Origin of the sequence: Micrococcus sp. 2A (genome assembly GCF_039519235.1) — a bacterium.
Lineage (GTDB): Bacteria > Actinomycetota > Actinomycetes > Actinomycetales > Micrococcaceae > Micrococcus.
Genome location: NZ_CP154351.1, coordinates 2,085,813 through 2,110,584 on the forward strand (window position 1 = coordinate 2,085,813; position 24,772 = coordinate 2,110,584).

22 protein-coding genes and 1 tRNA gene are annotated in these 24,772 nt (G+C 74.7%); 7 read left to right on the top strand and 16 right to left on the bottom strand.

The genetic code is table 11. The features are described 5' to 3' along the window. The first annotated feature begins 6 nt into the window (after nucleotides 1-6). Nucleotides 7-1,011 (top strand): aminotransferase class IV, encoded by a 1,005-nt coding sequence (locus tag AAG742_RS09585; RefSeq protein WP_298712489.1) that lies wholly within the window; start codon nucleotides 7-9, stop codon nucleotides 1,009-1,011. A gap of 54 nt (nucleotides 1,012-1,065) precedes the next feature. Further along, nucleotides 1,066-1,344: a DUF4235 domain-containing protein gene (locus tag AAG742_RS09590; protein WP_248116311.1), complete on the top strand. Its 279-nt coding sequence runs from the start codon at nucleotides 1,066-1,068 to the stop codon at nucleotides 1,342-1,344. A gap of 17 nt (nucleotides 1,345-1,361) precedes the next feature. Here AAG742_RS09590 and mnhG read toward each other — a convergent pair whose 3' ends face one another. The 8 genes from mnhG to dcd all read right to left on the bottom strand — a co-directional run bounded on the left by mnhG (nucleotide 1,362) and on the right by dcd (nucleotide 10,215). Next, nucleotides 1,362-1,820, bottom strand: a complete 459-nt coding sequence (mnhG, locus tag AAG742_RS09595) for a monovalent cation/H(+) antiporter subunit G (RefSeq protein WP_248116310.1) — start codon at nucleotides 1,818-1,820, stop codon at nucleotides 1,362-1,364. Further along, nucleotides 1,817-2,176, bottom strand: coding sequence for a monovalent cation/H+ antiporter complex subunit F (locus AAG742_RS09600; RefSeq protein ID WP_298712486.1), 360 nt, complete (start codon nucleotides 2,174-2,176; stop codon nucleotides 1,817-1,819). The genes mnhG and AAG742_RS09600 overlap by 4 nt, the downstream gene beginning before the upstream one ends. Then, the gene (locus AAG742_RS09605) at nucleotides 2,173-2,925 is read right to left on the bottom strand and encodes a Na+/H+ antiporter subunit E (protein WP_298712483.1); all 753 of its coding nucleotides are present in this window, start codon (nucleotides 2,923-2,925) and stop codon (nucleotides 2,173-2,175) included. The genes AAG742_RS09600 and AAG742_RS09605 overlap by 4 nt, the downstream gene beginning before the upstream one ends. After that, a complete protein-coding gene (locus AAG742_RS09610; protein WP_298712481.1) occupies nucleotides 2,912-4,543 on the bottom strand; it encodes a Na+/H+ antiporter subunit D in 1,632 nt (543 codons plus the stop codon). The genes AAG742_RS09605 and AAG742_RS09610 overlap by 14 nt, the downstream gene beginning before the upstream one ends. Beyond that, entirely contained in the window at nucleotides 4,540-5,115 is a 576-nt protein-coding gene (locus AAG742_RS09615) for an NADH-quinone oxidoreductase subunit K (RefSeq protein ID WP_248116302.1), read from the bottom strand. Before AAG742_RS09615 ends, AAG742_RS09610 begins: the two co-directional genes overlap by 4 nt. Beyond that, nucleotides 5,112-8,228 carry a Na+/H+ antiporter subunit A gene (locus AAG742_RS09620; protein WP_343282095.1) on the bottom strand — a complete coding sequence of 1,039 codons (3,117 nt, stop codon included), beginning with the start codon at nucleotides 8,226-8,228 and terminating at the stop codon, nucleotides 5,112-5,114. The genes AAG742_RS09615 and AAG742_RS09620 overlap by 4 nt, the downstream gene beginning before the upstream one ends. Nucleotides 8,229-8,303: 75 nt before the next feature. After that, nucleotides 8,304-9,632 (bottom strand): MFS transporter, encoded by a 1,329-nt coding sequence (locus tag AAG742_RS09625; protein WP_298712475.1) that lies wholly within the window; start codon nucleotides 9,630-9,632, stop codon nucleotides 8,304-8,306. 1 nt (nucleotide 9,633) lies between these two features. After that, complete coding sequence (gene dcd / locus AAG742_RS09630; RefSeq protein WP_248116297.1) at nucleotides 9,634-10,215, bottom strand: dCTP deaminase; 582 nt, start codon at nucleotides 10,213-10,215, stop codon at nucleotides 9,634-9,636. Nucleotides 10,216-10,248: 33 nt separating this feature from the next. Between dcd and AAG742_RS09635 the strand changes: the two genes are divergently transcribed. The 5 genes from AAG742_RS09635 to AAG742_RS09655 all read left to right on the top strand — a co-directional run bounded on the left by AAG742_RS09635 (nucleotide 10,249) and on the right by AAG742_RS09655 (nucleotide 15,072). After that, on the top strand, nucleotides 10,249-10,728 hold the full coding sequence (locus AAG742_RS09635; protein WP_248116295.1) for a TrkA C-terminal domain-containing protein: 480 nt from the start codon (nucleotides 10,249-10,251) through the stop codon (nucleotides 10,726-10,728). Between the two features lie 68 nt (nucleotides 10,729-10,796). Next, the gene (locus AAG742_RS09640; protein ID WP_298712471.1) at nucleotides 10,797-12,038 is read left to right on the top strand and encodes a cation:proton antiporter; all 1,242 of its coding nucleotides are present in this window, start codon (nucleotides 10,797-10,799) and stop codon (nucleotides 12,036-12,038) included. 56 nt (nucleotides 12,039-12,094) lie between these two features. Then, nucleotides 12,095-12,168: transfer RNA gene (locus tag AAG742_RS09645), tRNA-Gly, on the top strand. Between the two features lie 202 nt (nucleotides 12,169-12,370). After that, complete coding sequence (locus AAG742_RS09650) at nucleotides 12,371-13,345, top strand: AEC family transporter (protein WP_343282096.1); 975 nt, start codon at nucleotides 12,371-12,373, stop codon at nucleotides 13,343-13,345. A 65-nt stretch (nucleotides 13,346-13,410) separates the two neighbouring features. Beyond that, nucleotides 13,411-15,072, top strand: a complete 1,662-nt coding sequence (locus tag AAG742_RS09655) for a helicase HerA-like domain-containing protein (protein ID WP_298712465.1) — start codon at nucleotides 13,411-13,413, stop codon at nucleotides 15,070-15,072. A gap of 79 nt (nucleotides 15,073-15,151) precedes the next feature. On the opposite strand, the gene AAG742_RS09660 is transcribed toward AAG742_RS09655, so the two are convergent. The 8 genes from AAG742_RS09660 to AAG742_RS09695 form a co-directional block, all read right to left on the bottom strand. Continuing rightward, entirely contained in the window at nucleotides 15,152-15,631 is a 480-nt protein-coding gene (locus AAG742_RS09660) for a flavodoxin domain-containing protein (RefSeq protein WP_298712460.1), read from the bottom strand. Nucleotides 15,632-15,671: 40 nt separating this feature from the next. After that, complete coding sequence (locus AAG742_RS09665; RefSeq protein ID WP_298712457.1) at nucleotides 15,672-17,759, bottom strand: NHL domain-containing thioredoxin family protein; 2,088 nt, start codon at nucleotides 17,757-17,759, stop codon at nucleotides 15,672-15,674. A gap of 131 nt (nucleotides 17,760-17,890) precedes the next feature. Next, a complete protein-coding gene (locus tag AAG742_RS09670) occupies nucleotides 17,891-18,733 on the bottom strand; it encodes a hypothetical protein (RefSeq protein WP_298712454.1) in 843 nt (280 codons plus the stop codon). Further along, complete coding sequence (locus tag AAG742_RS09675; protein ID WP_298712451.1) at nucleotides 18,723-21,032, bottom strand: cytochrome c oxidase assembly protein; 2,310 nt, start codon at nucleotides 21,030-21,032, stop codon at nucleotides 18,723-18,725. Before AAG742_RS09675 ends, AAG742_RS09670 begins: the two co-directional genes overlap by 11 nt. Before the next feature lie 30 nt (nucleotides 21,033-21,062). After that, a complete protein-coding gene (locus tag AAG742_RS09680; RefSeq protein WP_298712448.1) occupies nucleotides 21,063-22,394 on the bottom strand; it encodes a Dyp-type peroxidase in 1,332 nt (443 codons plus the stop codon). Further along, nucleotides 22,381-23,112 carry a copper chaperone PCu(A)C gene (locus AAG742_RS09685; protein ID WP_298712445.1) on the bottom strand — a complete coding sequence of 244 codons (732 nt, stop codon included), beginning with the start codon at nucleotides 23,110-23,112 and terminating at the stop codon, nucleotides 22,381-22,383. The genes AAG742_RS09680 and AAG742_RS09685 overlap by 14 nt, the downstream gene beginning before the upstream one ends. A 118-nt stretch (nucleotides 23,113-23,230) precedes the next feature. Then, nucleotides 23,231-23,983, bottom strand: coding sequence for a copper resistance CopC family protein (locus AAG742_RS09690; protein ID WP_298712442.1), 753 nt, complete (start codon nucleotides 23,981-23,983; stop codon nucleotides 23,231-23,233). A 98-nt stretch (nucleotides 23,984-24,081) separates the two neighbouring features. After that, nucleotides 24,082-24,735, bottom strand: coding sequence for a hypothetical protein (locus AAG742_RS09695; protein ID WP_298712440.1), 654 nt, complete (start codon nucleotides 24,733-24,735; stop codon nucleotides 24,082-24,084). Between the last annotated feature and the right edge of the window lie 37 nt (nucleotides 24,736-24,772).

The following is a 24,772-nucleotide window of genomic DNA, read 5'->3' on the forward strand; positions in this document are numbered from 1 at the left end:
GGGGCCATGCCCGCCGACTCGCCCTTCGTCCCTGCCGCCCACGAGCCCGTGCTCGTCCTGCTCGAGCAGGATGCGCACGGGCTCGTCCGTCCCCGGGTCGCGGACCCGGACGTGCCGCACCTGCGCGTCACGGACCAGGGCGTCACGCGGGGCGACGGCCTGTTCGAGACCGCGCTCGCCGTCGCGGACGAGGCCGGGACGCTGCGGATGCGCAAGCTGCGCGCCCACCTCGGCCGGCTCGCCTCCTCTGCCACGGCGCTGCGCCTGCCCGCGCCGGACGCCGCCGCGTGGGAGGCCGCCGTCGACGCCGGCCTGCGCGCCGTCGAGGCGGCGAGCCGCCCCGCGCCCGGCGCGCGGCTCTCCGTCCGGCTCACCGCGACGCGCGGCCCCGAGGCGACGCCGGGCACGGCGCCGCACCCGACCGCGTGGGTGCTCCTGACCCCGGTGCCCGCCCCCGACGAGGCCGAGCGCCGCGCGGGCGTCCGCGTCCTCCTGCTGGACCGCGGCATCGACTCCACCGCCCCCGAGCACGCCCCCTGGCTGCTCACGGGCGCGAAGACCCTCAGCTACGCCGTGAACATGGCCGCCCTGCGCCACGCGCGCGCCCACGGGGCGGACGACGTGATCTTCACGAGCTCGGACGGCTTCCTCCTCGAAGGTCCCACCTCCACCGTGCTGATCGCGCGGCACGATCCGGACGGCCGGCGCCGCCTCCTCACCCCCCTGCGGCAGAAGGGCATCCTGGCGGGCACCTCCCAGGCGGTGGTCTTCGCGGCCGCGCACGCCGCGGGCTGGCGCCTCGGCTACGGTCCCCTCGTCCCGGCGGACCTCGAGGACGTGGACGGGATCTGGCTCGCCTCCTCCGTGCGGGGCGTGCGCCCCGTGCGCGCGGTGGACGGGCGCGAGACGCCCGTGGACCCCACCCTGACGGCCCGGCTCCAGGCCTGGCTGGACGCCGACGGCGATCCGGGACACCACGTCAGCGGGGACCCGGTCACCTCGGACGCCTGATCCCCCCGCGCTAGGCTGACTCCCGGACCGGTCCCACCCCACGGAAGGCACACCATGAACACCATCGCCCAGAAGATCCTCTCCACCGGCATCACCCTGGCCGGCGGCGTCATCGGCTCCCGCCTCGTGGCCGGCGGCTGGAAGCTCGCCACCGGGCACGACGCACCGGACGACGCCGCGGACGAGACGCTGCCCCTCGTGGAGGCGCTCTCCTTCGCCTTCATCTCCGCCGGCGTGGCCGCGCTCATCAAGGTGGCCGGACAGCGTGGCGCGGGCACCGCGATCCGCAAGGCCTCCGAGAAGACCGCCCGCCGCGGCGCCAACGAGGTCTGAGACCCCGCGCGACGGGCTCAGCCCGTCGGGCTCCCGCCGCGGTCCGGGCCGTGCGGCGCGTCCTCGCCGCGCTGCGCCGCGGACGGGCGGCGGGGGCGACGCCGCGGGGCGCCGCCGTCGGCGGCCTCCACGCGGCGGGCCGCCGCGGCCAGGTCGTCGCGGTGCAGCAGCCCGTGCTGGGCGTGCTTGGTGCGGTAGCCCGTGCGCCCCACCAGGTGGGAGGCCACGGGGGCCGTCACCATCTGGGCGACCCACGCCAGCAGCAGGATGGGCGCCCACGCCCACGAGCGCCAGAGTACCGCGAGCCCCAGGAGCATGAGCAGCAGGCCCAGCACCTGGGGCTTGGCGGCCGCGTGCATGCGGGAGAGCAGGTCGGGCAGCACGAACAGGCCCACGCCGGCCACCAGGGAGAAGAAGGCGCCGGCCACGATCAGCAGGGCGGCCAGCCAGTCCAGCAGCAGCAGCGGGTCCGTCATCGGTCTCCCCCCTCGGCGGGCGCGTCTTCCGAGCCCGGGATGTCGGTGGTGCCGGGCACGAGGGAGATCTCCTCCCGCATGTGCTCCGGGCGGCGGTCCTCCACGAAGCGGGCCACGGTCACCGAGCCCACGAAGCCCACCGTGGCGGCCAGCACCACGAGGACGATGTCATGGGTGTGGCGGTGCACGGCCATCTCCAGAACCAGGGCCGAGGAGAGCACCACGAGCAGCACGTCGATGGCGATCGCCCGGTCCAGCAGGGACGGGCCCCGCACGATCCGGTGCAGCGCGGCCACGGCGCCCACGAAGAGCATCGCGCCGCCCCCGTAGGCGGCCACGGTCATCGGGTCGATCATGCGCGCTCCTCCTCCGCCGCGGGCCCGTAGGCGGGATGCCGCCGGTTGCCCGCGATCTCGGCCCGCGGGGGCGCCGAGTCGGGGAAGCGGCGCAGCAGCTCCAGGTCCGTGCGCGAGCCGACCGCCTGGATGATCCCGGCCTCCACGCGCAGGGCCTTGGCGCGGACCGCGGCGATCTCCTCGTCCGTCGTCACGTTCAGGCAGTGCAGGTACAGGATGGCGTCGGCACGGTCCACGTCCAGCACGATCGAGCCGGGCACCAGGGCCAGGGCGTGGCTGACGAGGGTGATCAGGAGGTCGTCGTGGCTGCGCAGCCGAACGCCCACGATCGAGCTGTGCACCCGCCTGCCCCGCGTGAGCACGACGGCGGACACCGAGAGCGAGGAGCGCACCACGTCCGCGAGGAAGCGGCCGGTGAACACGAGCGCGTGCCAGGGGCTGAACCGGCGGCTGAAGGGGATCGCGGGCATGGGGAACACCACGATCACCAGCGCGGCGAAGAGGAGTCCCGGCAGCAGCACGTGCAGGCCGAAGTCCTGCCACAATGCTCCCCACACCAGGGTGAGGACGAGGGCGAGGGGCCACTGGCCCAGCACGGCACGGAGACTGCCGGGCCGGGGCGCCGCGCGGGCGGAGCCCAGGCCCGCGGGAACGGCCGGGTCCGCGGGGACGGCCGGGTCCGCGGTCTCCTCCCGGTCCCGCGACGGCGCCGTGCGCGGTGCCGGCGGGCGAGGGTCAGCGGTGGGCATCGTGCACCTCCGTCGGGTCGTTGCGCAGGCTCTCCGCGGCGCGCTCCGCGGCGTCCTCGCCCAGCACGGCGCCGATGTAGGGCGTGCGCTCCAGCATGTCCGTGGCGGCGCGGTCCGCGAGGCCGTAGAGGGGCCCCGCGAGCACGGTGAACGCGACGCTGAGGGCCACGATCGCCGCGGTGGGGACGACGAGGCCGGCGCTGAGGCGCTTGGGCCGCTCCCCCCGCTCGAGGACGCGCTGGTACGCGGCCACGAGCTGGGCCGGCGGATGCTCCACGTCCTCCACCCTGCGCCAGAACGCGCGGGTCCACACGCGCACCATGACCAGCAGCGTGAGGAGCGAGGCGAGGACGGAGACGATCACGAGCGTGTACGCGAGCGGTGCGCCCTGCTCCACGCCGCCGCGCAGCAGGCCCACCTTGCCGAGGAACCCGGAGAACGGCGGGATGCCGCCCAGGTTGAGGGCGGGGATGAGGAAGAGCAGGCCCACGAGCGGGGAGACGCGGGCGAGGGAGCCGAGGCGGTCGATGTTGGCCGTGCCGGCCCGGTTCTCAATGAGCCCGGTGACGAGGAACAGCGCGCTCTGCACCGTGATGTGGTGCGCCACATAGAACACGGTCGCCGCCAGGCCCAGCTGGGTGGCCAGCCCGAGGCCGAAGACCATGTAGCCGATGTGGGAGACCAGGATGAAGGAGAGGATGCGCTTGATGTCTGTCTGCGCGAGGGCCCCGAGGATGCCCACGATCATGGTGAGCCCCGCGACCACCAGCAGGAGATCGTTCACGTGCTCCCCGGGGAACAGGAGGGTCTCCGTGCGGATCATGGCGTACACGCCGACCTTGGTGAGCAGTCCCGCGAACACGGCGGTGACCGGTGCCGGAGCCGTGGGGTAGGAGTCCGGCAGCCAGAAGGAGAGGGGGAACACGGCGGCCTTGATCGCGAAGCCCACGAGGAGCATCACGTGGAGCACCATCTGCATGTCGCTCGGCAGCTCGCCGAGCTTCACCGCCAGGTCCGCCATGTTCACCGTCCCCGTGGCCGCGTAGATCATGGCGATCGCGATGAGGAACAGCACGGAGGAGACGACGGAGACCACCACGTAGGTGACGCCCGCGCGCATCCGCTGCGCCGTGCCGCCGAGCGTGAGCAGCACGTAGGACGCGGTCAGGAGGATCTCGAAGCCCACGTAGAGGTTGAAGAGGTCGCCGGCGAGGAACGCGTTGGACACGCCGGCCACGAGGATCAGGTACGTGGGGTGGAAGATCGAGACGGGCCCGCCCTCGTCGCGGCTGATGAGGCCCTGCGCCGAGGCGTACAGGAGCACCGCGAGGGTGATGATCGTGGAGACGAGGAGCATCAGCGCGGAGAGCCGGTCCACCACGAGCACGACGCCGAGCGGTGCGGGCCACCCGGCCAGCTCCACCACCGCCACGCCCGCCTCCCACACCGCGGCGAGCAGGGCCGCGTTCAGCACGAGCGTGAGGAAGAGCGCGAGGACGGTGACGCTCACCTGGGCCCGGGGCCGGCCCACGAGGGTGAACGTGACGGCGGCCCCGAGCACCGGCAGCATGACGGCCAGCGGGGCGAGGTCGGTGAGGGGCACGGAGCCGATCGTCATGGGCGCTCGCCCTCCTGGTCCTGGGGCCGGCCGCGACGCTTCCGTGCCGACGGGGCGGTGCGTGCCGCCGCGGCCGGGCGGACGGACCGCCGCTCCGGTGCGCGGGGCGCGTCCGGGGTCGCGTGCTCGTAGTGCGCGTTCGGGTCCGCGGCGTCGTCGATGAACTCGGAGGACTCCTCCACGAGCACCGAGTCGTCCTCGACGTCCCACGCGGGCTGGCTGGCGATCTTGACGTCCTCCGCGTCCACCTGGATCAGGTCCTCGCGGCTGATGAGCCAGGAGCGGTAGATCATGGCGGTGAGGAAGGCGCTCGTGGCGAAGCCGATGACGATCGCGGTGAGGATGAGGGCCTGCGGGAGGGTGTCCGCGTAGGCCCGGGGGTCCGTGCCCTCGATCCGCAGGGGCGCCTGCCCCACTCCGCCCGCGCTCGCGAAGAGCAGGAGGATCGCGGCGTTGTTGATGAGCATGATGCCCAGCAGGATGCGGGTGAGGTTGCGCTCCAGCACGAGGTAGATCCCGCACGTGAACATCACGCCCATCGCGGCCAGCAGGGCCAGGTCCACGGTCGTCATCGGGCGGCCTCCTGGCCGGTCGGAGTGGACGGAGTGGGCAGGCGGGGGTGCCGGCGGCGCTCCGCGGCGCGGCGGCGGGCCCGGCGGGCCGCCTCTCCGCGCCGGTCCACCTCGCCGCCGAGGGAGCGCAGCACGTCCATGACCAGGCCCACCACCACGAGGTAGACGCCCACGTCGAACGCGGTGGCCGAGACGAACTTGAGGTGGTCCCCGAACAGGGGCAGGCCGTGGAGCTCGAGGGCGTAGGACTGCAGGATCTGGCCGCCGAAGAAGACGGGGGCAATGCCGACGAGCGTGGCCAGGCCCAGGCCCAGGCCGAGCATCGCGCCGGCGGGGATCAGCGAGGCCTCCTGGAGCTCGAACCGCCCCCCCGCGAGGTACCGCAGGGTCAGCGCCAGCCCGGCCAGGAGGGCGCCGGCGAAGCCGCCGCCCGGGGTGTTGTGCCCCGCCAGGAGGAGGTAGAGGGACATGAGCATCATGATCGGGAACATGAAGCGCGTGACCACCTCGAGGATGATCGAGCGCCGCTCGGGCGCCATGGTGCGCCCCGCCACGAGCCACTGGTTGTTCGTGTCGTCCACCGCGAAGGCGCGGACCACGGTGAGCTCCCGGGCGCCGAGAGCGGAGTCGGCGCCGAAGTCGCCCACGCTCCCGGAGCGGACGTCGGCGATGTCCTTGCCGGGGCCGTCGCGGTGCTGCAGGAAGACGAGGGAGGCCACGCCCGTGGCGGCCGCCGCGAGCACGGTGATCTCCCCCCACGTGTCCCACGCGCGGATGTCCACCAGCGTCACGTTGACGGCGTTGGTGCCGTAGCCGAACTCGTAGGCGAGGTCCGGCATGGGCACGGAGATCCGCTCCGCGGTGCGGGCGGCCAGGGACGTGGCCGCGACCCACACCATGACCGCGGAGAAGGACAGGGCCAGCAGCAGGCGGGTCAGCCTGCGGTTGCCCTCGCGTCGGGCGAGCCACTCCGGCGGGAGGACGCGCAGGCCGAAGATGAGGGTGACGAGGACGACCGACTCCACGAGCACCTGCGTTATGGCCAGGTCCGGGGCGCCGCGCATGGCGAAGAGGGCGGCCGCCCCGTAGCCCGTGACGGACACGAGCATGACCGCCATGAAGCGGCGGTGGGCGCGGACGGTCGCCACGGCCGCCACGCACAGCAGGACCGCCACTCCCAGCTGGTCCGGCGACTCCGCGAGGACGATCCGGGCGTCGAGGAACGAGGTGGCCAGGACGCGATCGGAGTCCCCCACCGGCAGGAGCAGGAACCCCAGGGGCAGGACGGACGCGCACGCGAACATGATGGCCAGGTAGCGGCGCAGCGAGCCGGTCTGGGTGCGGCCGGTGACCCACACGGCGACCTCGTCGAGGACGCCGATGAGCCGGCCGTAGGTCCGGGCGGCGTCCACGGGGGACTGCAGGCGGGCCTGGAGGGCCTGGACGGGGCGGCGGGTCCACGCCAGCAGGGCGCCCAGAGCCCAGATGCCCGCCGAGACCGCCAGGATCGGGGTGAGGCCGTGCCACAGTGCGAGGTGCGCGGGCTTCTCACCGGGCGACGCCGGCGACAGTCCGTGCGTGGCCGCCTCCACGAGCGGCGCCACGCTGCCCGGCACGAGCCCGAGGACCAGGCACGCCACCGCGAGCACGGCGGCGGGTCCGAGCTGCAGCGCCGTGACGGGCGAGTGGAACTCGGTGACGGGGCGGGGCCCGCCGACGCCGGGCTCCTTCGCGTCCCGTGGGTCGCGCCGCCCGAACGCGCCCCACACGAACCGCCACGTGTACGCGAACGTGAGCACGGAGCCGACCGCCATGAGCACGAACGGGGCCCAGGCCCAGGCCCCGGCCCCGTGTTCCCCGTGGGCGGCCAGGGTCTCCAGCACGGACTCCTTGGCCACGAAGCCGAACAGCGGCGGCAGGCCGGCCATGGAGGCCGCCGCCAGCACGGCGACGCCGGCCAGCACGGGGTGGCGGCGGCCGATGCCGGAGAGCTCGCGCAGGTCGCGGGTGCCGGCTTCGTGGTCGATCACGCCCACCACCATGAACAGCGGGGCCTTGAAAATCGCGTGGGCCAGGAGCATCGCCAGGCCCGCCATCGCGGCGTCGCGGGTGCCCAGGCCATTGGCCACCATGAGGAAGCCGAGCTGCGAGACGGTGCCGTAGGCCAGGATGAGCTTGATGTCGTCCTGGCGCATCGCCCGCCAGCCGCCCAGGAGGAGGGTGGCCAGGCCCACGCCGAGCACGAGCGTCTGCCAGGAGACGAGGGTGGCGAAGGCGGGTGCCAGGCGGGCCACGAGGAAGACGCCGGCCTTCACCATGGCGGCCGCGTGCAGGTACGCGGACACGGGGGTCGGGGCGGCCATGGCGGCCGGCAGCCAGAAGTGGAACGGCGCCTGGGCCGACTTGGTGAGGGCACCGAGCAGCACGAGCGCGACGGCGGCCTCCAGCATCCCGCGCACCGCGGCGTCCGCCACGAGGGCCGGCGCCGCGGCCAGCACGCCGGAGACCCGCCACGAGCCGGAGAGGTGGGCGAGCATGACGAGGCCCACCAGCATGGCCAGGCCGCCGAAGGTGGTGACGATCAGGGCCTGGATGGCGGAGCGGCGGGCGAAGATCCGGTGGCCCGAGTAGCCGATCAGCAGGAAGGACAGGACGGAGGTGATCTCCCAGAAGGTGTAGAGCACCATGAGGTCGTCCGTGGTGACGAGGCCGAACATCGCGCCCGCGAACGCGAGCAGCTGCCCGCCGAAGACGCCGCTGCGCCGCTCGTCGGGGGCGAAGTAGCGGGCGCAGTACGCGAGCACGAGGGCGCCCACGCCCAGCACGATGAGCGACATGAAGGCGGCGAGCGCGTCCAGGCGGAAGGCCAGGTCGATGTCCAGGTAGGGCACCCACGGCACCGTGCGCTCCAGGTGCGCCGCCTCGGCGGGCGCGGGGGCGCCGGCGTCGAGGGCCTCCTGCAGGGCGAGCACGTGCGGCAGCTGCGCGAGGACCCAGAGGAATCCCGCGGCCGGGACCGCGGCGAGGAGGTAGAAGCCCTGCCGGCCCGTCCACCGGAAGATCGCGGGAGCACAGAGCGCAACGGCGAACAGTGCGATGAGGGTTAGCAGCATGGGATCCCCGGGGCAGACGGGCGGTGGAGGGCTGTGGCCACTCTACGGGATTGGGCCGCGTCGAGCGGGACGGGCTCAGTCGGCGGCGGGGGCCGCGGCGCCCGACTCGGCCGCGCCCGGCTCTGCGACCCCGGCGAACAGGGCGGCGCCCGCCACGAGCACGATCCCGATCACGGGGATCACGGCGCGGTTGTCCGGCTGGACGGTGAGGGCCACGGAGACGAGCGCCGGGGTGATGAACCCGACGGCGCGGCCCGTCGTCGCGTAGAGGCCGAACACCTCCCCCGCCGTGCGCGGGGTGGTCACGCGGCCGAGGAACGCGCGCGAGGCGGACTGGACCGGGCCGACGAAGAGGCACAGCACGAGGCCGCCGATCCAGAACGCCGTGGTCCCCGAGGCGAGGAACAGCGCCGCCGCCGTGAGGACCATGGCGAGGAGGGAGCCCAGGATCACGCGGCGCGGGCCGATGCGGTCGTCGAGCCGCCCGCCCGCGAAGGCGCCGAGCGCGGCCACCACGTTCGCCGCAATCGCGAACAGGATGACGTCCGCGGGGTCGAGCCCGTAGACCGTGGTGCCCAGGATCGCGCCGTACACGAACACGGCGCCCACGCCGTCGCGGAACACCGCGGAGGCCACGAGGAACCGCAGGGTGTTGCGGTCCTCGCGCCCCATGCGGGCCAGGGTGCGGCCCAGCCCGGCGTACGAGCCGAGGATCGACTCCCGGCGCGGACGTCCGTCCGCGGCACGGGCCGGCGGCGGGTCCGGGACGACGACGAGCACCGGGACCGCGAAGACGAGGAACCACGCTGCGGCGACGAGCGCGACCACGCGGATGTTGAGCGCCTCGTCCTCGCCCACGCCGAACCAGTGCGCGTCCCCGGAGACGAAGCCGAGGTAGACGATCAGCAGCAGCACGATCCCGCCGAGGTAGCCCGCGCCCCAGCCGATGCCGGAGACCCGTCCGATCGTGGCGGGCGTGGAGATCTGCACGAGGATCGCGTTGATCTGCACCTCGGCGAACTCGAAGAACACGGTGCCCAGCGCGATCAGGGTGACGCCCAGCAGCAGGGAGGACTCGTGCGGGGTGACGAAGAAGCAGGCCGCGGTGCACGCGATCACCGCGGCGGTGGTGAGCCCCAGCCACAGGCGACGGCGGCCGGCGCCGTCCGCCTGCCGGCCCAGCACGGGCGCGGTGAGGGCGATCAGCACGCCCGCCAGCGCCATCGCGGCGGAGAGCCACGCCGTGCCCCGCTCGTCCGCCCCGAACGCGTCCGAGGCCAGGTACGTGCCGAACACGAAGGTGACCATGACGGCGTTGAAGGAGGCCGAGCCCCAGTCCCACGCCGCCCACGCGAGGACCTGGCCGCGCCGGGCGACGGGGGCGGGGGCCGGCGTCGTGGCCATCTCAGCGCTCGATGCGGGTGATGTGGAAGTTCTGGAAGGAGCGGGAGGCCGTGGGGCCGCGCTGTCCCTGGTACCGGTTCTGGTAGGCGCCCGCGCCGTACGGCGTCTGAGCCGGGGAGCTCATGCGGAAGAAGCACAGCTGGCCGATCTTCATGCCCGGCCACAGCGTGATGGGCAGGGTGGCCACGTTGGAGAGCTCGAGGGTGACGTGGCCCGTGAAGCCCGGGTCGATGAACCCGGCGGTCGAATGGGTCAGCAGGCCCAGCCGCCCGAGCGAGGACTTGCCCTCGAGGCGCGCGGCGACGTCGTCGGGGAGCGTGACCTGCTCATAGGTGGCACCGAGCACGAACTCGCCCGGGTGCAGGATGAAGGGCTCGTCCGGGGCCGTCTCCACGAGGCGGGTCAGCTCGTCCTGCTCCTGCGCGGGGTCGATGTGCGCGTAGCGGTGGTTGTCGAAGAGGCGGAAGAAGCGGTCCAGGCGGACGTCCACGGACGCAGGCTGGACCATCGAGGGGTCCAGCGGGTCCAGGCCGACCCGGCCGGCCTCGAGCTCGGCGCGGATGTCGCGGTCGGAGAGCAGCACGGCGCCAGTGTATCCGGCGCTACAGTGTGCGCCATGAGCATGCACGAGACCGCCCTGCCGGGCATCGGCGTCCGCCGCGAGCTCGACCTCGCGGACGGCCGGCGGATCGGCGTCGTGATCCACCGCGACGGCACCACCGACCTCTTCCTCGCCGACGCGGACGACCCGGACGCGTGCGCCGCGGCCGTCGCCCTCTCCTCGAGCGAGGCAGCGAGCCTCGGCGGGCTCCTGGCCGGGCCGCAGCTCGTCTCCCAGTTGGAGGGCGAGCACGCGGACCTGCCCGGCATCACCACGCGCCAGCTCATCCTCCCGGCTGACTCCCCCTACGCGGACGCCGAGCTCGGCGCCACGAAGATGCGCACCCGCACGGGCGTGTCCATCGTCGCCGTCGTGCGGGCCGGGCAGACCCACCCCTCCCCCGGCCCCGACTTCCTGCTCGAGGGCGGGGACCTGCTGATCGTCGTGGGGACGAGCGAGGGCACCCGGACGGCCGAACGGCTGCTCGACGCCTGACCCGCCCCGCCGGACGAGCCCCCGAACGGGGCCCGCCCCGCGCACGCCGACCCCGGAGAGGAGCGCCCATGGACACCACCGTCCTCGCGCTCATCGAGCTCGGCGCGGTCCTGCTGCTGCTGGGCATGCTCGGGCGCCTGGCCGGGCGGATCGGCATGTCCCCCGTGCCGCTCTACCTGCTCGGCGGGCTGCTCATCGGCGTCGCCGGGCTGCTGTTCCCCACCGCGGACGAGGCCGGGGTGGTGCACGGCCCCATGGAGCCGATCGCCGAGTTCAGCCACCTGGCCAGCGAGATCGGCGTGGTGCTCCTCCTGCTCATGCTGGGCCTGGAGTACTCCGCCCGCGAGCTCGTGGGGGGGCTGCGCGGCTCCTGGAAGGCCGGCCTGCTCGACGTGGTCCTCAACGTCACCCCCGGCGCGCTCGCCGGCCTCCTGCTCGGCTGGGGTGCCGTGGGCGCGGTGGTGCTGGGCGGCATCACGTTCATCTCCTCCTCCGGCATCATCGCGAAGGTGCTCGGCGACCTGGGGCGCGTGGGCAACCGCGAGACCCCCGTGATGCTCTCCATCCTCGTGTTCGAGGACCTCGCCATGGCCGTCTACCTGCCGCTCATGACGGCCCTCGTGGCCGGCAGCGCCCTCATGGCCGGGCTCACGGCGGTGGGCGTCGCCCTGGTGGTGGTCACCGTGGTCCTGCTCGCCGCCCTGCGGTTCGGCCCGCAGATCTCCCGGCTCGTCCAGTCCCCGGACCAGGAGACGTTCCTGCTCAAGCTCCTCGGTCTCGCCCTGCTCGTGGCCGGCCTCGCGGGGGCGCTCCAGGTGTCCGCCGGCGTGGGCGCGTTCCTGTTGGGCATCGCGATCTCCGGGGCCGCGGCCAAGCAGGCCCGCTCCGTGCTCGAGCCGCTGCGGGACCTCTTCGCCGCCCTCTTCTTCGTGCTCTTCGGGATGAACACGGACCCGCGCGCCCTGCCGCCCGTGCTGCTGGGCGCGCTCGTCCTCGCCGTCGTCACGGCCGCCACGAAGGTGGCCACGGGCTACCTCGCGGCGCGCGCGGCGGGCATCGGCGTCGCCGGCCGCTGGCGGGCGGGCGCCACGCTGACCATCCGCGGCGAGTTCTCCATCGTCATCGCGGGCCTGGCCGTGGCCTCCGGGTCCATGCCGCCCGAGGTGTCGGCGTTCGCCACGGCCTACGTGCTCCTCCTCGCTGTGGCAGGCCCCGTGCTGGCCCGCTACGCGGACGGCTTCGGCCGATCCCGCGCGAAGCGGGCGAGGGAGCGGGCCGCCGCTGCAGGCCAGGGGCACGCGACGGCCTGAGTGCGGGCGCTGGTGTAGGGTGGTATCCGCGCCGCAGGCGAGAGCCGAGCGGTTGCGCGGGCGTAGCTCAATGGTAGAGCGCTTGCTTCCCAAGCAAGATACGCGGGTTCGATTCCCGTCGCCCGCTCCACCGAAGGGGCCGGATCCACCAGGATCCGGCCCCTTCCTCGTGCGCACGGCCCCTCACGACGCCGGCACCCGTCTCGAGCGCCCCGCCCGGGGTACCCTGTGCGGGCCGTGTGCGCGCGGCCCGCCGCGAGGCCCCGGCAGCCCCGGCGCGAGCCCTGGTCTCACGACACCGTCCCCCGCGACTCCCCGGAAGGAGGCCCGACGTGCAGCAGGTCCTCTCCGGCTTCGCCGTGGTGTGGGTGATCATCGCCGTCGGCTTCCTCGTGGGGCGCACGGGCGTGCTCGGCGAGGACGCCCGCACGGTGCTCTCGCGCACCGCGTTCTTCGTGGGCAACCCCGCCCTGCTCTTCGTCACCCTCTCCCGCGCGGACGTCGCCGCCGTGCTGGGCCCCCAGCTGTGGGTGGCCGCGATCTCCGCGCTCGCCGCCGCGGGCGTGTACCTGGCCGTCACGGTGCCCCTGCTCAAGGTCCGGCCGCCCTCGGAGCGCGTCATGGCCGCCCTGAGCTCGTCCCTCGTCAACTCGGCCAATCTGGGCATCCCGATCGCCACGTACGTGCTCGGCGACGCGGCCCTCGCCGCGCCGGCGCTCATCTTCCAGCTGGCGGTCTACACGCCGCTGTACGTGGCCGCCATGGACGTCACGACGGCACGGGAGGCCGAGGAGCGGGCCTCCGGCCGGCGGGCCGTGCGCCGCTCCCCCGGACGGGCGGCGCTCGCCCAGCTCGGCCAGACCGCCCGCAACCCCATGGTCGTGGGCGCGATGCTCGGCCTGCTCTTCTCCGTCACCGGCTGGGCGCTTCCGGGGCCGCTCATGCAGTCCGTCGAGCTGATCGGCGGGCTGTCCATCCCGGCCATGCTCCTCGCGTTCGGCATGTCGCTCGTGGGCTCGCGTCCGCTCGCACGGGCCGGCGGCCGTCGGGCGGACGTGCTGATCGCCTCGGCCGTGAAGCTGCTCGTCCACCCGCTGCTGGCCTGGGTGCTGGCCCAGTTCGTGTTCGGGCTCGACGCCCGGCACGTGTTCGTCGCCGTCGTGCTGGCCTCCCTGCCCACGGCGCAGAACGTGTACGTCTCCGCCGTGCGCTACGACGCCGGCCTGCGCGTCTCGAAGGACACCATCCTGGTGACCACGGTCGTCGCGATCCCGGCGATGATCGGTGTGGCGCTCGTGCTGGCCTGACCGTGCCGAGCCCGCCCGCCGGCGGCGCACGTGCCACGGCCGGGGTGCGCCCTAGGATGAGCCGCATGAGCGAGAACACCGCGGGCGACGGCCTGCTCGAGTCCATCCGCCAGGGCTACACCTTCGAGGACCCCACACTCACGCTGGGGGCCGCCGTCGTGGACGGCGAGGTGCACCCCGAGGTGCCCGTGCGCCTGCCGCTGCGCATGATGAACCGCCACGGCCTCGTGGCCGGCGCCACCGGCACGGGCAAGACGAAGACGCTGCAGATGATGGCCGAGCAGCTCTCGAAGGCCGGCGTCCCCGTGTTCCTCGCGGACGTGAAGGGCGACCTCTCCGGCCTGGCCACCGCCGGGACGGCCTCGGACAAGCTCTCCGAGCGCACCGCCGCCACCGGCATGCCGTGGGAGCCGCGCGCCTACCCGGTCGAGTTCCTCGCCCTGGGCGGCGACGGCGTCGGGGTGCCGGTGCGCGCCACCGTGGACGCCTTCGGCCCTCTGCTGCTCTCCCGCGTGATGGACCTCAACGAGACCCAGGAGTCCTGCCTGCAGCTCATGGTCCACTGGGCGAACGAGCGTGACCTGCCGCTGGACGACCTGACGGACCTCAAGGCCGTGGTCACCCACCTGACCAGCGACGAGGGCAAGGACGACCTCAAGGGCCTGGGCGGCGTCGCGAAGGCCACCGCCAACGTGATCCTGCGCGAGGTCACGGGCCTGGAGGCCGCGGGCATGGACCGCTTCTTCGGCGTGCCCGAGTTCGAGACCGCCGAGCTGCTGCGCGTGGCCCCGGACGGCCGCGGCGTGATCTCGGCCCTCGAGCTGCCCACCCTGGCCACCAAGCCGCAGCTGTTCTCCACCTTCATGATCTGGCTGCTGGCCGACCTCTTCGCCGAGCTCCCCGAGGCGGGCGACCTGGACAAGCCCAAGCTCGTGTTCTTCCTCGATGAGGCGCACCTGATCTTCAAGGGCGCCTCGGACGCGTTCCTGGACTCCATCACGACCACCGTGCGGCTCATCCGCTCGAAGGGCGTGGGCCTGTTCTTCGTCACCCAGACGCCGCAGGACGTGCCCGCCGAGGTGCTCGGCCAGCTGGCCAACCGCGTCCAGCACGCGCTGCGCGCCTTCACCCCGCAGGACGCCAAGGCGCTCAAGCAGACCGTCCAGACCTTCCCGACGACGGACTACGACCTCGCCGAGGTCCTCACCTCCGCGAAGGTCGGCGAGGCCGTGGTCACGGTGATGGATCCGGACGGGGCCCCGACGCCCGTGGCGCTGACTCGCATGTGGTCCCCCGAGTCGGCCATGGAGCCCGCCGCGGCCGAGGCCATGCAGGCGATCGTGGCGGCCTCCCCGCTCATGGCGGAGTACGGCACGGCCGTGGACCGGGAGTCCGCGGCGGAGAAGCTGGCGGCCGAGGCCGCGGAGGCTCCCGCCACCGGCGGCAGCGCCCGCGGGGAGGACGCCCGCCTGGCGGACGGGCGCGCCGACGGCGGCACGGTGGTCTCCGGGGTCGACCTCGGCGACCTCGAGAAGATGCGCCGCGAGGAGGAGAAGGCCGCCGAGCGCGCGCGGCGGGAGGCCGAGAAGCCCAGCGAGTTCGAGAGGGCCATGGGCAACTTCGTGAAGTCGGCCGGCACACAGCTGGGCCGCGAGGTGGTGCGCGGCGTGTTCGGCACGCGCAGCCGCCGCGGCGGCGGGCTGCTGGGCGGGCTGTTCGGCCGCTGACCCGCGCCGGGGACGACATCGGCCCGCCCCCTCCTTCAGGAGGGTGCGGGCCGACGTCGTCGGTGGAGGCGCCGCGGGGTCAGCGCACGCCGTGGTGCGTGAGGGACTTGGCCCAGCGCTCGATGGCGTCCCAGTCGCGGAAGTCGCCGTAGTGCTCGTTCTTGGAGACCTTCAGCTTCATGCGCTCGATCCAGCTGAGCCGCTCCTCCACGAGGGCCCCGCGGAAGTAGGCCACGTCCCGGGCACCGTAGGTCTCGAGCTGCGCGGCGACCTTGGGCAGCGGCTCCGGGGCGCCGCCGGAGGCCAGGATGACCAGCGGGCGCAGGGACAGCTCGGCGCGGCGAGAGTCCAGGAAGTGCTTGGCCTCCGCGTCGAGGGAGCCGGTGTACACGGGCGCGGCGACGATGACGGCGTCCGCGGTGTCCAGCCAGGCGCCGGCGCCGGCGGGATCCTCCACGACGGTCTCCACGGACTGGCTGGTCCGCAGCACCTCGGCGACGCGCTCGGCGATCTCGCGGGTGGAGCCGTGGTGGGACGAGGCGACGATGAGCGTGGTCATGGGACTGCGCACCCTTCGGGTCGGCGGTGGGACGTCGGGCTCAGTGTATCCCGCGCAGGTCCAGGTCCAGGCGGGACTCCGCACCCTCCGGGGCCTGCCCGGGGGCGTGCACGCTCACGGGGATCCCCCAGTCCTGCTGGTACAGGTGGCAGGCCGCGTGGTCCGGGATCGGCTGGCCCTTCTCGCCGTCGCACGCCGCGGCGCGCGCGGTGATGTGCAGGACGCCCTCGGGGACGTCCGGGTTCAGGCGCAGCGTGCGGCTCAGCCCCGTGGACGTGCCCGCGCCCTCGAGGAGCAGCTCCTCCGGCGAGGAGGAGACCTTGAGCTGCGTGGGGTCGCCCCAGCGGTCGTCGAGCTTCTGCCCGGAGGGCGCCGCGAAGCCGATCCCCAGCGTCACCTCGCCCGCCACCATCGGCGTGCGGGGCCGCTGCGTCTGGCGCGCGCCCTCGTCCACGCTCAGGTACTCCTCGGGCACGCCGATCCGCACGAGCCGGTGCGCGTTGGTCTCCACGACGACGATCGCGCTCGCGTTCCCCTCCGCGTCCTCCTCCACGAGCACGTCGGAGGGCTCCTGGAGACCCCGCGCCAGGGTGGAGACCACGGCCGGCGTCGGGCGGCCGGCGGCGTCCTCGCCGGCGGGCGCGTACCGGCGGATCGCCCCGTTGTACGTGTCCGCCACGAGCACGGAGCCGTCCGGCAGCGCGGTCACCCCGAGCGGGTGCTGGAGCCGGGCCTGGGCGGCCTCGCCGTCCACGAAGCCGAAGTCGAACAGGCCCGTCCCGACGGCGGTGCCCACCGTGCGCTCCCCGTCCGCCTCGCGCACCCAGCGGATCGCGGAGGTCTCGGAGTCGGCGGCCCACAGGGTGGCGTCCGGGCCGTAGGAGAGGCCGGAGGTCTGCGCGAACCACGCGGTGGCGGCGGCGCCGTCGGTGAGACCCTCGAGGCCGGTGCCCGCGAAGACCGCGAGGCGGCGCGCCTCGGGGTCGAAGGAGAAGAGCTGGTGCGTGCCGGCCATCGCCACGACCACGCGCCCGGCCGCGCCGTCCCACGCGAGGTCCCACGGCGAGGAGAGGGAGACGGTCAGCGGGTCCGCCTCGATCACGCCCAGGTCGACGGCGGGGCCGTCCGCGGGGTCCGCCCCGTCGGCGCCGGCCGCGGCCTTGGCCCGCTCGGAGTCGATCAGGCGCTGCACGCCGTTGCCGGCCAGGGTGGTGACCTCGCCCGTGGTGAGCGAGAGACCGCGCAGGCGGTGGTTCACGGTGTCGGCCACCAGCACGTCGCACCCGAGCCGGGCCGCCACGTCCTCGGGCAGCACGAGCAGGCCGTTGGGCTCGTTGAAGAGGGCGGTCTCCGGGCCGCCGTCGCGGTGCCCGCGCGTGCCCGGCGTCGGGAGGGCGAGCCCGGCCGCCTCCGCCGAGGCCTGCGCCGGGTCCCCGCCGCCCCACGCGCGCAGCACGGTGGTGAGGTCCTCGGCGACCTCGACGATCCGGTGGTGTCCCGTGTCCGCCACGAGGAACGCGCCCGGCTGCGAGCCGCGCCCGCCGAGCGAGACGGCCTTGCCGGGGAACTTCAGGTCCCGCGCCACCGGGGCCGGCGGCACGTACGGCCCGCTGCCCCGGTGCAGGGTGCCCTTGGCCTCGTGCTCCGCCACGAGCTCCTGCACGAGGGAGTGCAGGCCCGCCACGTGGCCCTCACCGGAGAGGGTGGCGGCGATGCACCCCTCGGGGTCCACCACCACGAGGGTGGGCCACGCGCGCGCCGAGTAGGCCTGCCACGTGGTCAGCTCGGGGTCGTCCAGCACGGGGTGGGCGATCGCGTAGCGCTCGACGGCGGCCGCGAGCGCCGCCGGGTCCGCCTCGTGCTCGAACTTGGGCGAGTGCACGCCCACGGTCACCACCACGTCCGAGAACTCCTCCTCCAGGGGGCGCAGCTCGTCCAGCACGTGGAGGCAGTTGATGCAGCAGAACGTCCAGAAGTCGAGGATCACGATCTTGCCGCGCAGGTCCGCGAGGGTGACGGTCTCCCCGCCGGTGTTGAGCCAGCCGCGGCCCACGAGCTCGGAGGCCCGCACGCGGGCGCTCGTGCGCGGCACGGAGAGGGTGGGCGAGGAGGCATTCTGCGACGTCATGGCGTCCATTGTGGTCCCCCGCCCCGCGGGTCACGACATGCCGCGTCGCAAAGCCGGGGCCGCGGGCCGCGGCGGCTCCGGCCACCGCGGCCGCCCGGCCGGCCGCACCTCGCTGCCCGAGAGCGCGGCGGTCAGCCCGCGCGCAGCGCCGCGGCCAGGATCTCCTCGGCCATCAGGGTGAACTGCCGCTCCCCGGCCTGGTCCTGCCCCGAGAAGGACACCATCACCACGTGGTCGCCGGCGACGGCGGTGAGCACCTGCGCGGTCAGCTGCGGGGACTCCTCCGAGGCCAGCGAGCGCTGCCACACGAGGCCGGACTGGGCAGGCGAGCCGTCCGAGAGCTCGGCGGGCCGGGTGAGGAGTCGGTAGTCCTCGGTGCCGCCGCCCTCGCGCACCGTCATGTCCATCTGCCGGCAGTCGGCCAGCAGGCTGTTCGCGGTCTGCAGATGCTGCTCCACCTGCTGGCGCCCCGGGCCGTCGAGCGTGGCCACCTCCACCGTTCCGGTGCCGGAGAAGGAGTCCGCGCCCACGTCCACGCGCGTCACCTCCTCCTGGTCGAGCAGGATCGGCGAGAAGTCGAGAGCCGCGAGGGGCGGCTTGCAGGAGGCGGGCTCCACCGTGGTGCGGCCGCCGTCGGCCTGCCGCTGGCGGCTGTCCTCGCGCGCCGCGGCGATCTCCTGCTCCGAGGCGGCCTGCTGCCGGATGAAGCCGAAGGTCGCGGCCCGCAGCGCGGCGGCCTCGGCCATGCGCTGGTCCGGCCGGTCCCCCAGGTCCAGCCCGGCGGCGGCGGAGCTGGCCTCGGCAGCGGGCACGGACGCGCCGGGGGACGGACCGGCGCCCGCGTCGCCCCCGTCGCCGGCGTCGTCGGCGCCGCAGCCCGCGAGGACGAGCGCGGACGCCGCCGCGATCCCGGCGAGTGCGCGGCGCCGCGGGGCCCGGGACGAGGGACGGTGGGGACGCGGGTCAGCGGCCATGCTGGGGCTCCTGGGGGTGGTCGGCGGGGCTCGCCGCGCCGGCGCTCTCGGCGGCGGGGGTCTCGGCGGCGGACGCGCGGACGGGCGGGGCTCCCACGGAGGGAGACCCGTCCGCCGGGGCCGGCGCGTGGTTCAGGTTCGCGTACATGGCGTTCCACGCGTTCAGCTCGGCGTCGCCGTCCCGGTCGGCCTTGCGGTCCAGGCGCACGGCGTTCTTCGTGTCGCTGCGGTACCAGAGCACCGCCACGGTCACGGCCATGGCCACGGTGGGGAACTCGCCGATGCCCCACATGATGCCGCCGCCGATGCGCTGGTCCTCGAGGGCGGGCGGACCCCAGTCCCGGCCGAGGTTGCCGAACCACGAGGCCTGGAGCAGGCCCGTGGAGGAGGTCATGGCCACGCCGATGAACGCGTGGAACACCATGGTGGCCAGCAGCAGCACGAGGCGCAGCGGGTACGCCGGGCGGTCGGGCAGCGGGTCCGAGCCCACCATGACCAGGGCGAAGATGAACCCGGTGAGAAGGAAGTGCACGTTCATGAACTCGTGCCCCACGTGCTCCTCGAGGGCGAACCGGAAGAAGTCCGTGTAGTAGAAGACGAGGATCGACCCGGCGAAGTTCACCCCCGCCACGATCGGGTTCGTGATGAACCGGCCCCACGGCGAGTGCACGATCCACAGGATCCACTCGCGCGGCCCGCGCGTGCCGTCCGTGCGCGAGGGCAGGGCGCGCAGCGCGAGCGTGATGGGGGCGCCCATCACGAGGAACAGGGGCACGATCATGGTCAGCGTCATGTGGCCCACCATGTGCGCGCTGAACAGCACCATGCCGTACACCGCGGGAGCGCCGGAGGTCGCCCACAGGAGCACGGCGAGGCCCGTGAGCCAGGAGAGGGTGCGCAGCACGGGCCAGCGGTCGCCGCGCTGGTGCAGCTGGAGGGTGGAGCGGACGTACCACACGGCCAGGAACGCGATGATGGCCACCCACAGCCAGTCGAAGCGCCACAGGGTGAACCAGCGCTCGGGCGTGAGCTCGGGGGGCATCTCGTACCCGGTGAGGATGCGGGCGGGGGTGGCGTCCGGGGCCAGCTCCTCCGGCTTGGGCGGCGCGGTGCGGGCGAGGACGGCGGAGACGCCCATGACGGCCGCCATGATCACCGCCTCCACCGCGATCAGCTGCCACAGCAGTCGGCGGGCCGCGGCCGGGCTCTCCGCCTCCCCGTCCGCGCCCAAGCGGGGGATGATGCTGCGCCGGTGCACGAGCCCGATGGCGCCGAGCACCACGGCGGCCACGGCCTTGGCGACGACGACGAGGCCGTACGGGCTGGCCAGCTGGGAGAGGTGCTCCATGCGCAGCGCGGCGTTCACGATGCCGGACAGCACCACGGTCACCAGGCCCAGCCCGGCGAGGAGGGAGTAGCGGGAGACCACGGTGTGCAGCAGGGGCGCGGGGCCCTGGCGGCGGGTGCTCGCGCCGTGGCCCTGCGCCCCGTTCGGCCCGGTCAGCGTGCTCGAGATCGCGGCGAGCGCGAGCAGGCCGCCCACCCACGTGACGACGCCGATCAGGTGCAGGCCGATCGAGTTCACGGCGGCGTAGTGGTCGTCGCCGCCGGCCGCGTGGCCGATCAGCGCGAGCGGGACGATCGCCAGCATCGCGAGGATGCCGGTCCAGAACAGCCCGGAGTGGGAGCGCACCGCGATCACGAGGGTGGTCACCACGGCGGCGATCACCGTGACCCAGAACCACGCGCGGCCCACGGAGATGGAGGCCGCGTAGGCCAGGAGCCCGTCCGTGAACCCCTGCCCCGCGGTCACCGGGATGCCGGCCAGGTCCGAGTAGGAGAGGATCCCGACGGCGAGCGCCGCCACCGTCCACGTCCCCGCCGCCCACGCGGCCACCTGCATCACCCGCGCGAAGGCCGGGTGCTCCGGCAGCGGCCCCGCGGCGGCGTCGGCACGGCGCTGGGCGCCCGAGCGGTGCCGCCGTTCCGCGCCGGCCGCGTGCGGGGGAAGGATCCCGGCCGCCAGGATGGTCGCACCGATGGTGAGGGCCATGGCGGTGTGGGAGACCGCCGTCGCGAGCGGCACGCCCCACCGCGTGATCGGGCCGGGGTCCGAGAGCGCGCGGGCCGCGGAGACGCCGGTCAACCACGCGGTCAGCACGAGCGCGAGCACGCCGGCGGCCGCGGCCACGGGCCACACCCACGCGGGCACGCCGACGCGGCCGACGGTCCTGGGATCCGTGGAGCGCGGTGCGGCCGACGCGGGCGCGTCGGCGGGGGAAGCGGGAGCGGAGGGCATGGGATCCATTCAATCAGCAGGGGCGGAGGATCAGGCGAACAGGACGTCGCCCACGAAGCCGCCCTCGGCGCAGCCGGGCGGGATCGCGAACACGGCGGAACCGACCGGGCGCGTCCAGATGTTGAGCCGGTCGGACTCGGCGAGCCGCCGCTGCACCGGGACGAACTGCCGCTCCACGTCCGCCTGGTAGGCGGCGAAGAGGAGTCCGGCACCGGTCGGGCCGTCGTCGTAGTTGTAGCCGCGCCGGAGCATCCCGTACTCGGGGACGTCCATCCGGGCGCGGGCCAGGTGGGAGTCCTCCGGGATGACGGGGAACCCGGCCGGGCCGAGCGCCGCGAAGTCCGGCGCATCCCCCTCCGCCTCCCCGGTGAGCGGGGCGCCCGTGCCGAGGGTGCGGCCGATCGTCTTCTCCTTCGCCGGGCGGTCCAGCTCGTCCCACGTGTCCATGAGCATGTCGATCCGCCGCAGCACCAGGGACGTGCCGTCCGTGATCCACGGGCTGATGCCCACCTGCTCGGCCCCGACGCCCCAGACCACGCGGTCGAGGTGCGGCGTCTCGGCGGCGGGGTTCGCCGTCCCGTCCACCTGGCCGAAGAGGTTGCGCATCGTGGTGCCGGTGGGGTGCGCGCCGCGGGCGGAGCGGAACCCCTCCTGCGACCAGCGCAGCCCCGCGAACGGTCGCGCGACCTTGAGGAGCATCCGGCGGGCGTGCGCCACCGAGACGCGGTCGTCGCCGCAGATCTGCAGCAGCAGGTCACCGCCGCTGAAGCGTGCCTCGAGCCGATCGATCTCGGGGAAGGCCGGCAGCGGCCCCAGCCACTCCGGGACGGCCGCCGGCTTCACCCGCCGCACCAGCTCCGGCCCGAAGCCGAACGTCACCGTCAGCCGTGCGGGCGCGGCGGCGAGCTCGGGCTCGGTGTCGGCCAGGGTCGCCCGCCCCTGTGTGAGGCGGGCGGCGTCATCGCTCAGCAGGCGCAGCAGTCGGCCGATCCGCTCACGGTCCGTCCCCGGCTCGAGGTCGAGCGCGAGGAACAGGGCATGCGTCTGGGCGGGGGTGTCGACGCCGGCCTGGCGCGGTCCGTGGAACGGCACGGTGTCCGTGCCCACAGGCGAGCTGACCGCGACGCGCGCCGCCTCGCCGCCCGGCTCGGCCCAGCCGGAGCCGGGCTCGGCGCCCTCGAGGCCGGTGTCGTCCATGACGTCGGAGGGCGAGGCGGACGGGGTCCCCGGAGCGGGGGCCGCCGACCCGGGGGCGCCGGCCGCGTGGCCGGCGCCGAACCCCAGGGCGGATCCGAGCATGCCCCCGCCGAGCGCTCCGGCGCCGAAGAGGAGCCCGCGTCGGGTGGGGTCAGTGGTCTCCATGGCCGGCCGATCCCGGCGCCGCGGCGGACGAGGTGCCGTGCTCCATCCCCGAGTGGTCCAGGGAGGAGGGGGCCGCCGACCCCGCCTCACCGCCGTGGTAGGACTCGTTCGCCCCCGTGAACGGGCGGGCGAGAGACCGCACGTCGAGCGTGGAGCCGTCCTCGAGGGTCAGCGTGTAGGCGACCTCCTCGCCCGGCTCCACGGGGTCCGTGAGGCCCATGAGCATGACGTGACGGCCACCGGGCACGAGCTCCAGCGAGCCCCCGGCCGGCACGGTGAGGCCGTCCTCGGTCTCGCGCATGACCTTCTGGCCGTTCGGGCCGTCGGCCATCTCGTGCAGCTCCGCGCGGGGAGCGGACGGCGAGGTCACGGAGACGATGTGGAGCGGGGCGTCGGACGCGTTCTCGAGCGTGCCGAACGAGCCGGTCATGGCGCCGTCGACGGCCTTGGTCCACGGGTCCACGACGCGCAGGGACGCGGCCTGGGCGCCCTCGGAGGCGGCGGTGCCGGAGCCGGACGCGGCCGGCGACGACGACGCGGCACCGGGGGCGGAGGAGGCGGAGACCGTGGCCGCCGAGCCGGCCGCAGCGCTGGACGTCGGAGCGGGCTCGGCGCCGCCGGTGCACGCGCTCAGGGTGAGGGCCGAGGCGGCGAGGACGGCGGCGAGGCCGAGGCGGGAGGAGGGACGGGAGGAGGGATGGGTGGTGTTCGAGGGCATGTCGGTGTCTTTCAGAAGGAAGGGCGCGAGGACGCGCCGGAGATGCGGGGACGACGTCGCGGCCGCGCGCCCCGGGTGTCCGGGGGCGGCTGGCGTCGGTGAGGCGGTGGGAGAGCGCTCAGCGGTCGGCGTCGAGGTGGCCGAGCGCCGTGGCCTTGCGGTGCAGCGCGAGCGCGCCGAGGCCCAGCACCAGCAGGCCGCCGATGCCGAGAGGCCACACCCAGCCGGGCAGCCCCTCGTCCTCGGCCGAGGCCGGTGCGTTCGCGGCCGCGGCGGACGACGCCGCCGGGTCGGACGCGGTGGAGCCGGCTGTGGTGGACTCGGACGGCGCCGAGGACTCCCCGGCGGCCGGAGACGTCGATGCGGGGGTAGAGGTGCCGGCGGCGGCCACGCCGCAGCCCTCGGGCGCGGTGCCCTCGGCCGGGGCGGCGGGGTCCTCCACGGTGAACGCGTAGGTCTGCTCCTCGGAGTGGCCGTCCGAGTAGACCACGCGGTAGGCGACGTCGTACGCGCCGTTCGGCAGGCCCTCGCACAGGGGCACGCTCAGGGTGGGCCCGTCGACGGTGCCGGGGCCGGCCTGCCACTGACTGCCGTGCGCGTCGCGCACCTGCGCCAGGTTCTTGATGCCCTGGCCGTCGATCAGGTCGCCGCTGAAGGTCAGCGAGACCTCGGACGGCGCGTCGGTTGCGGACGCCCCCTGCGCGGGGACGGCCTTGACCAGCTCGTCGTGCGCGGCGGCCGGCGTCGCCCCGGCCAGGGCCAGGGCGGGGAGCAGCGCGAGCCCGGCGGCGGCGCGCAGGGCGATGCGGGAGTGGCGGGGGATGGAGACGGGGGTCGAGTCGGGGCTTGAGACGGGGGTGTGGGGGTGCATGGTGTCCTCCCCGGCCCTCGGTGGCGCGGACGTGCCGCGGCCGGGGCCGAGATGCAGAGCGGGTGGGGGCGCGTGCGGCCCGCGCCCACGGGACGCCATCAGGCCGCGAGGGCGAAGGGCGGCCCGCGCAGACCCGGCGTGCTGAGGACGAGGAGGGACTCCACGGGGCCCGCGGCGCGCGGGGCCGGGCGACCCGCGGGGCGGGCCGGGGCGGGGACGGGGGCGCTGGCCCACAGGATCAGGGTGGTCTCCAGGACGCGCTCCGCGAGCGCCACGACGGCGCGCTCGCCCCAGCGCAGCACCGCCACGGTGAGGATGGCGGCGACGAGGTGCGCCGCGAGCATGGCCGCCCCGGCGTCCGTCGGCGCCCCGGCCGACGCCGGTCCGGGCACCACCGCGAGCAGCGGCGCTCCCCCGGCCGTGGCGCGGCCGAGGTGGCCGGCGTGCTCGGCGGAGGCGGCGGCCACAGAGTGCCCGCCGTGGGAGAGGCCGTACAGCGCGTGGAAGAGGCCCTGCGCCCCGATCACGGCCGCCACGGTGCGCCACAGGCTCAGGGCGCGGCCGGCGAGGGCGGTGCACAGCGGGGCGGCGAGGACGGTGCTCGCGAGCAGCAGGCCCGGCCCCGGAGCGCCGTGGCCCGGGGAGGCGGCCGTGTGGAACAGGGCGGCGAGCAGGGTCATCGCGGAGGCGCCGGCCCAGCCTCGCAGCAGGCGGGCGGGGCCGCGGACGACACGCGGGGACGCGTGTTCCATGGCGGGCTCCTCCCCCCTACGTCGCGGGACCGGCGGT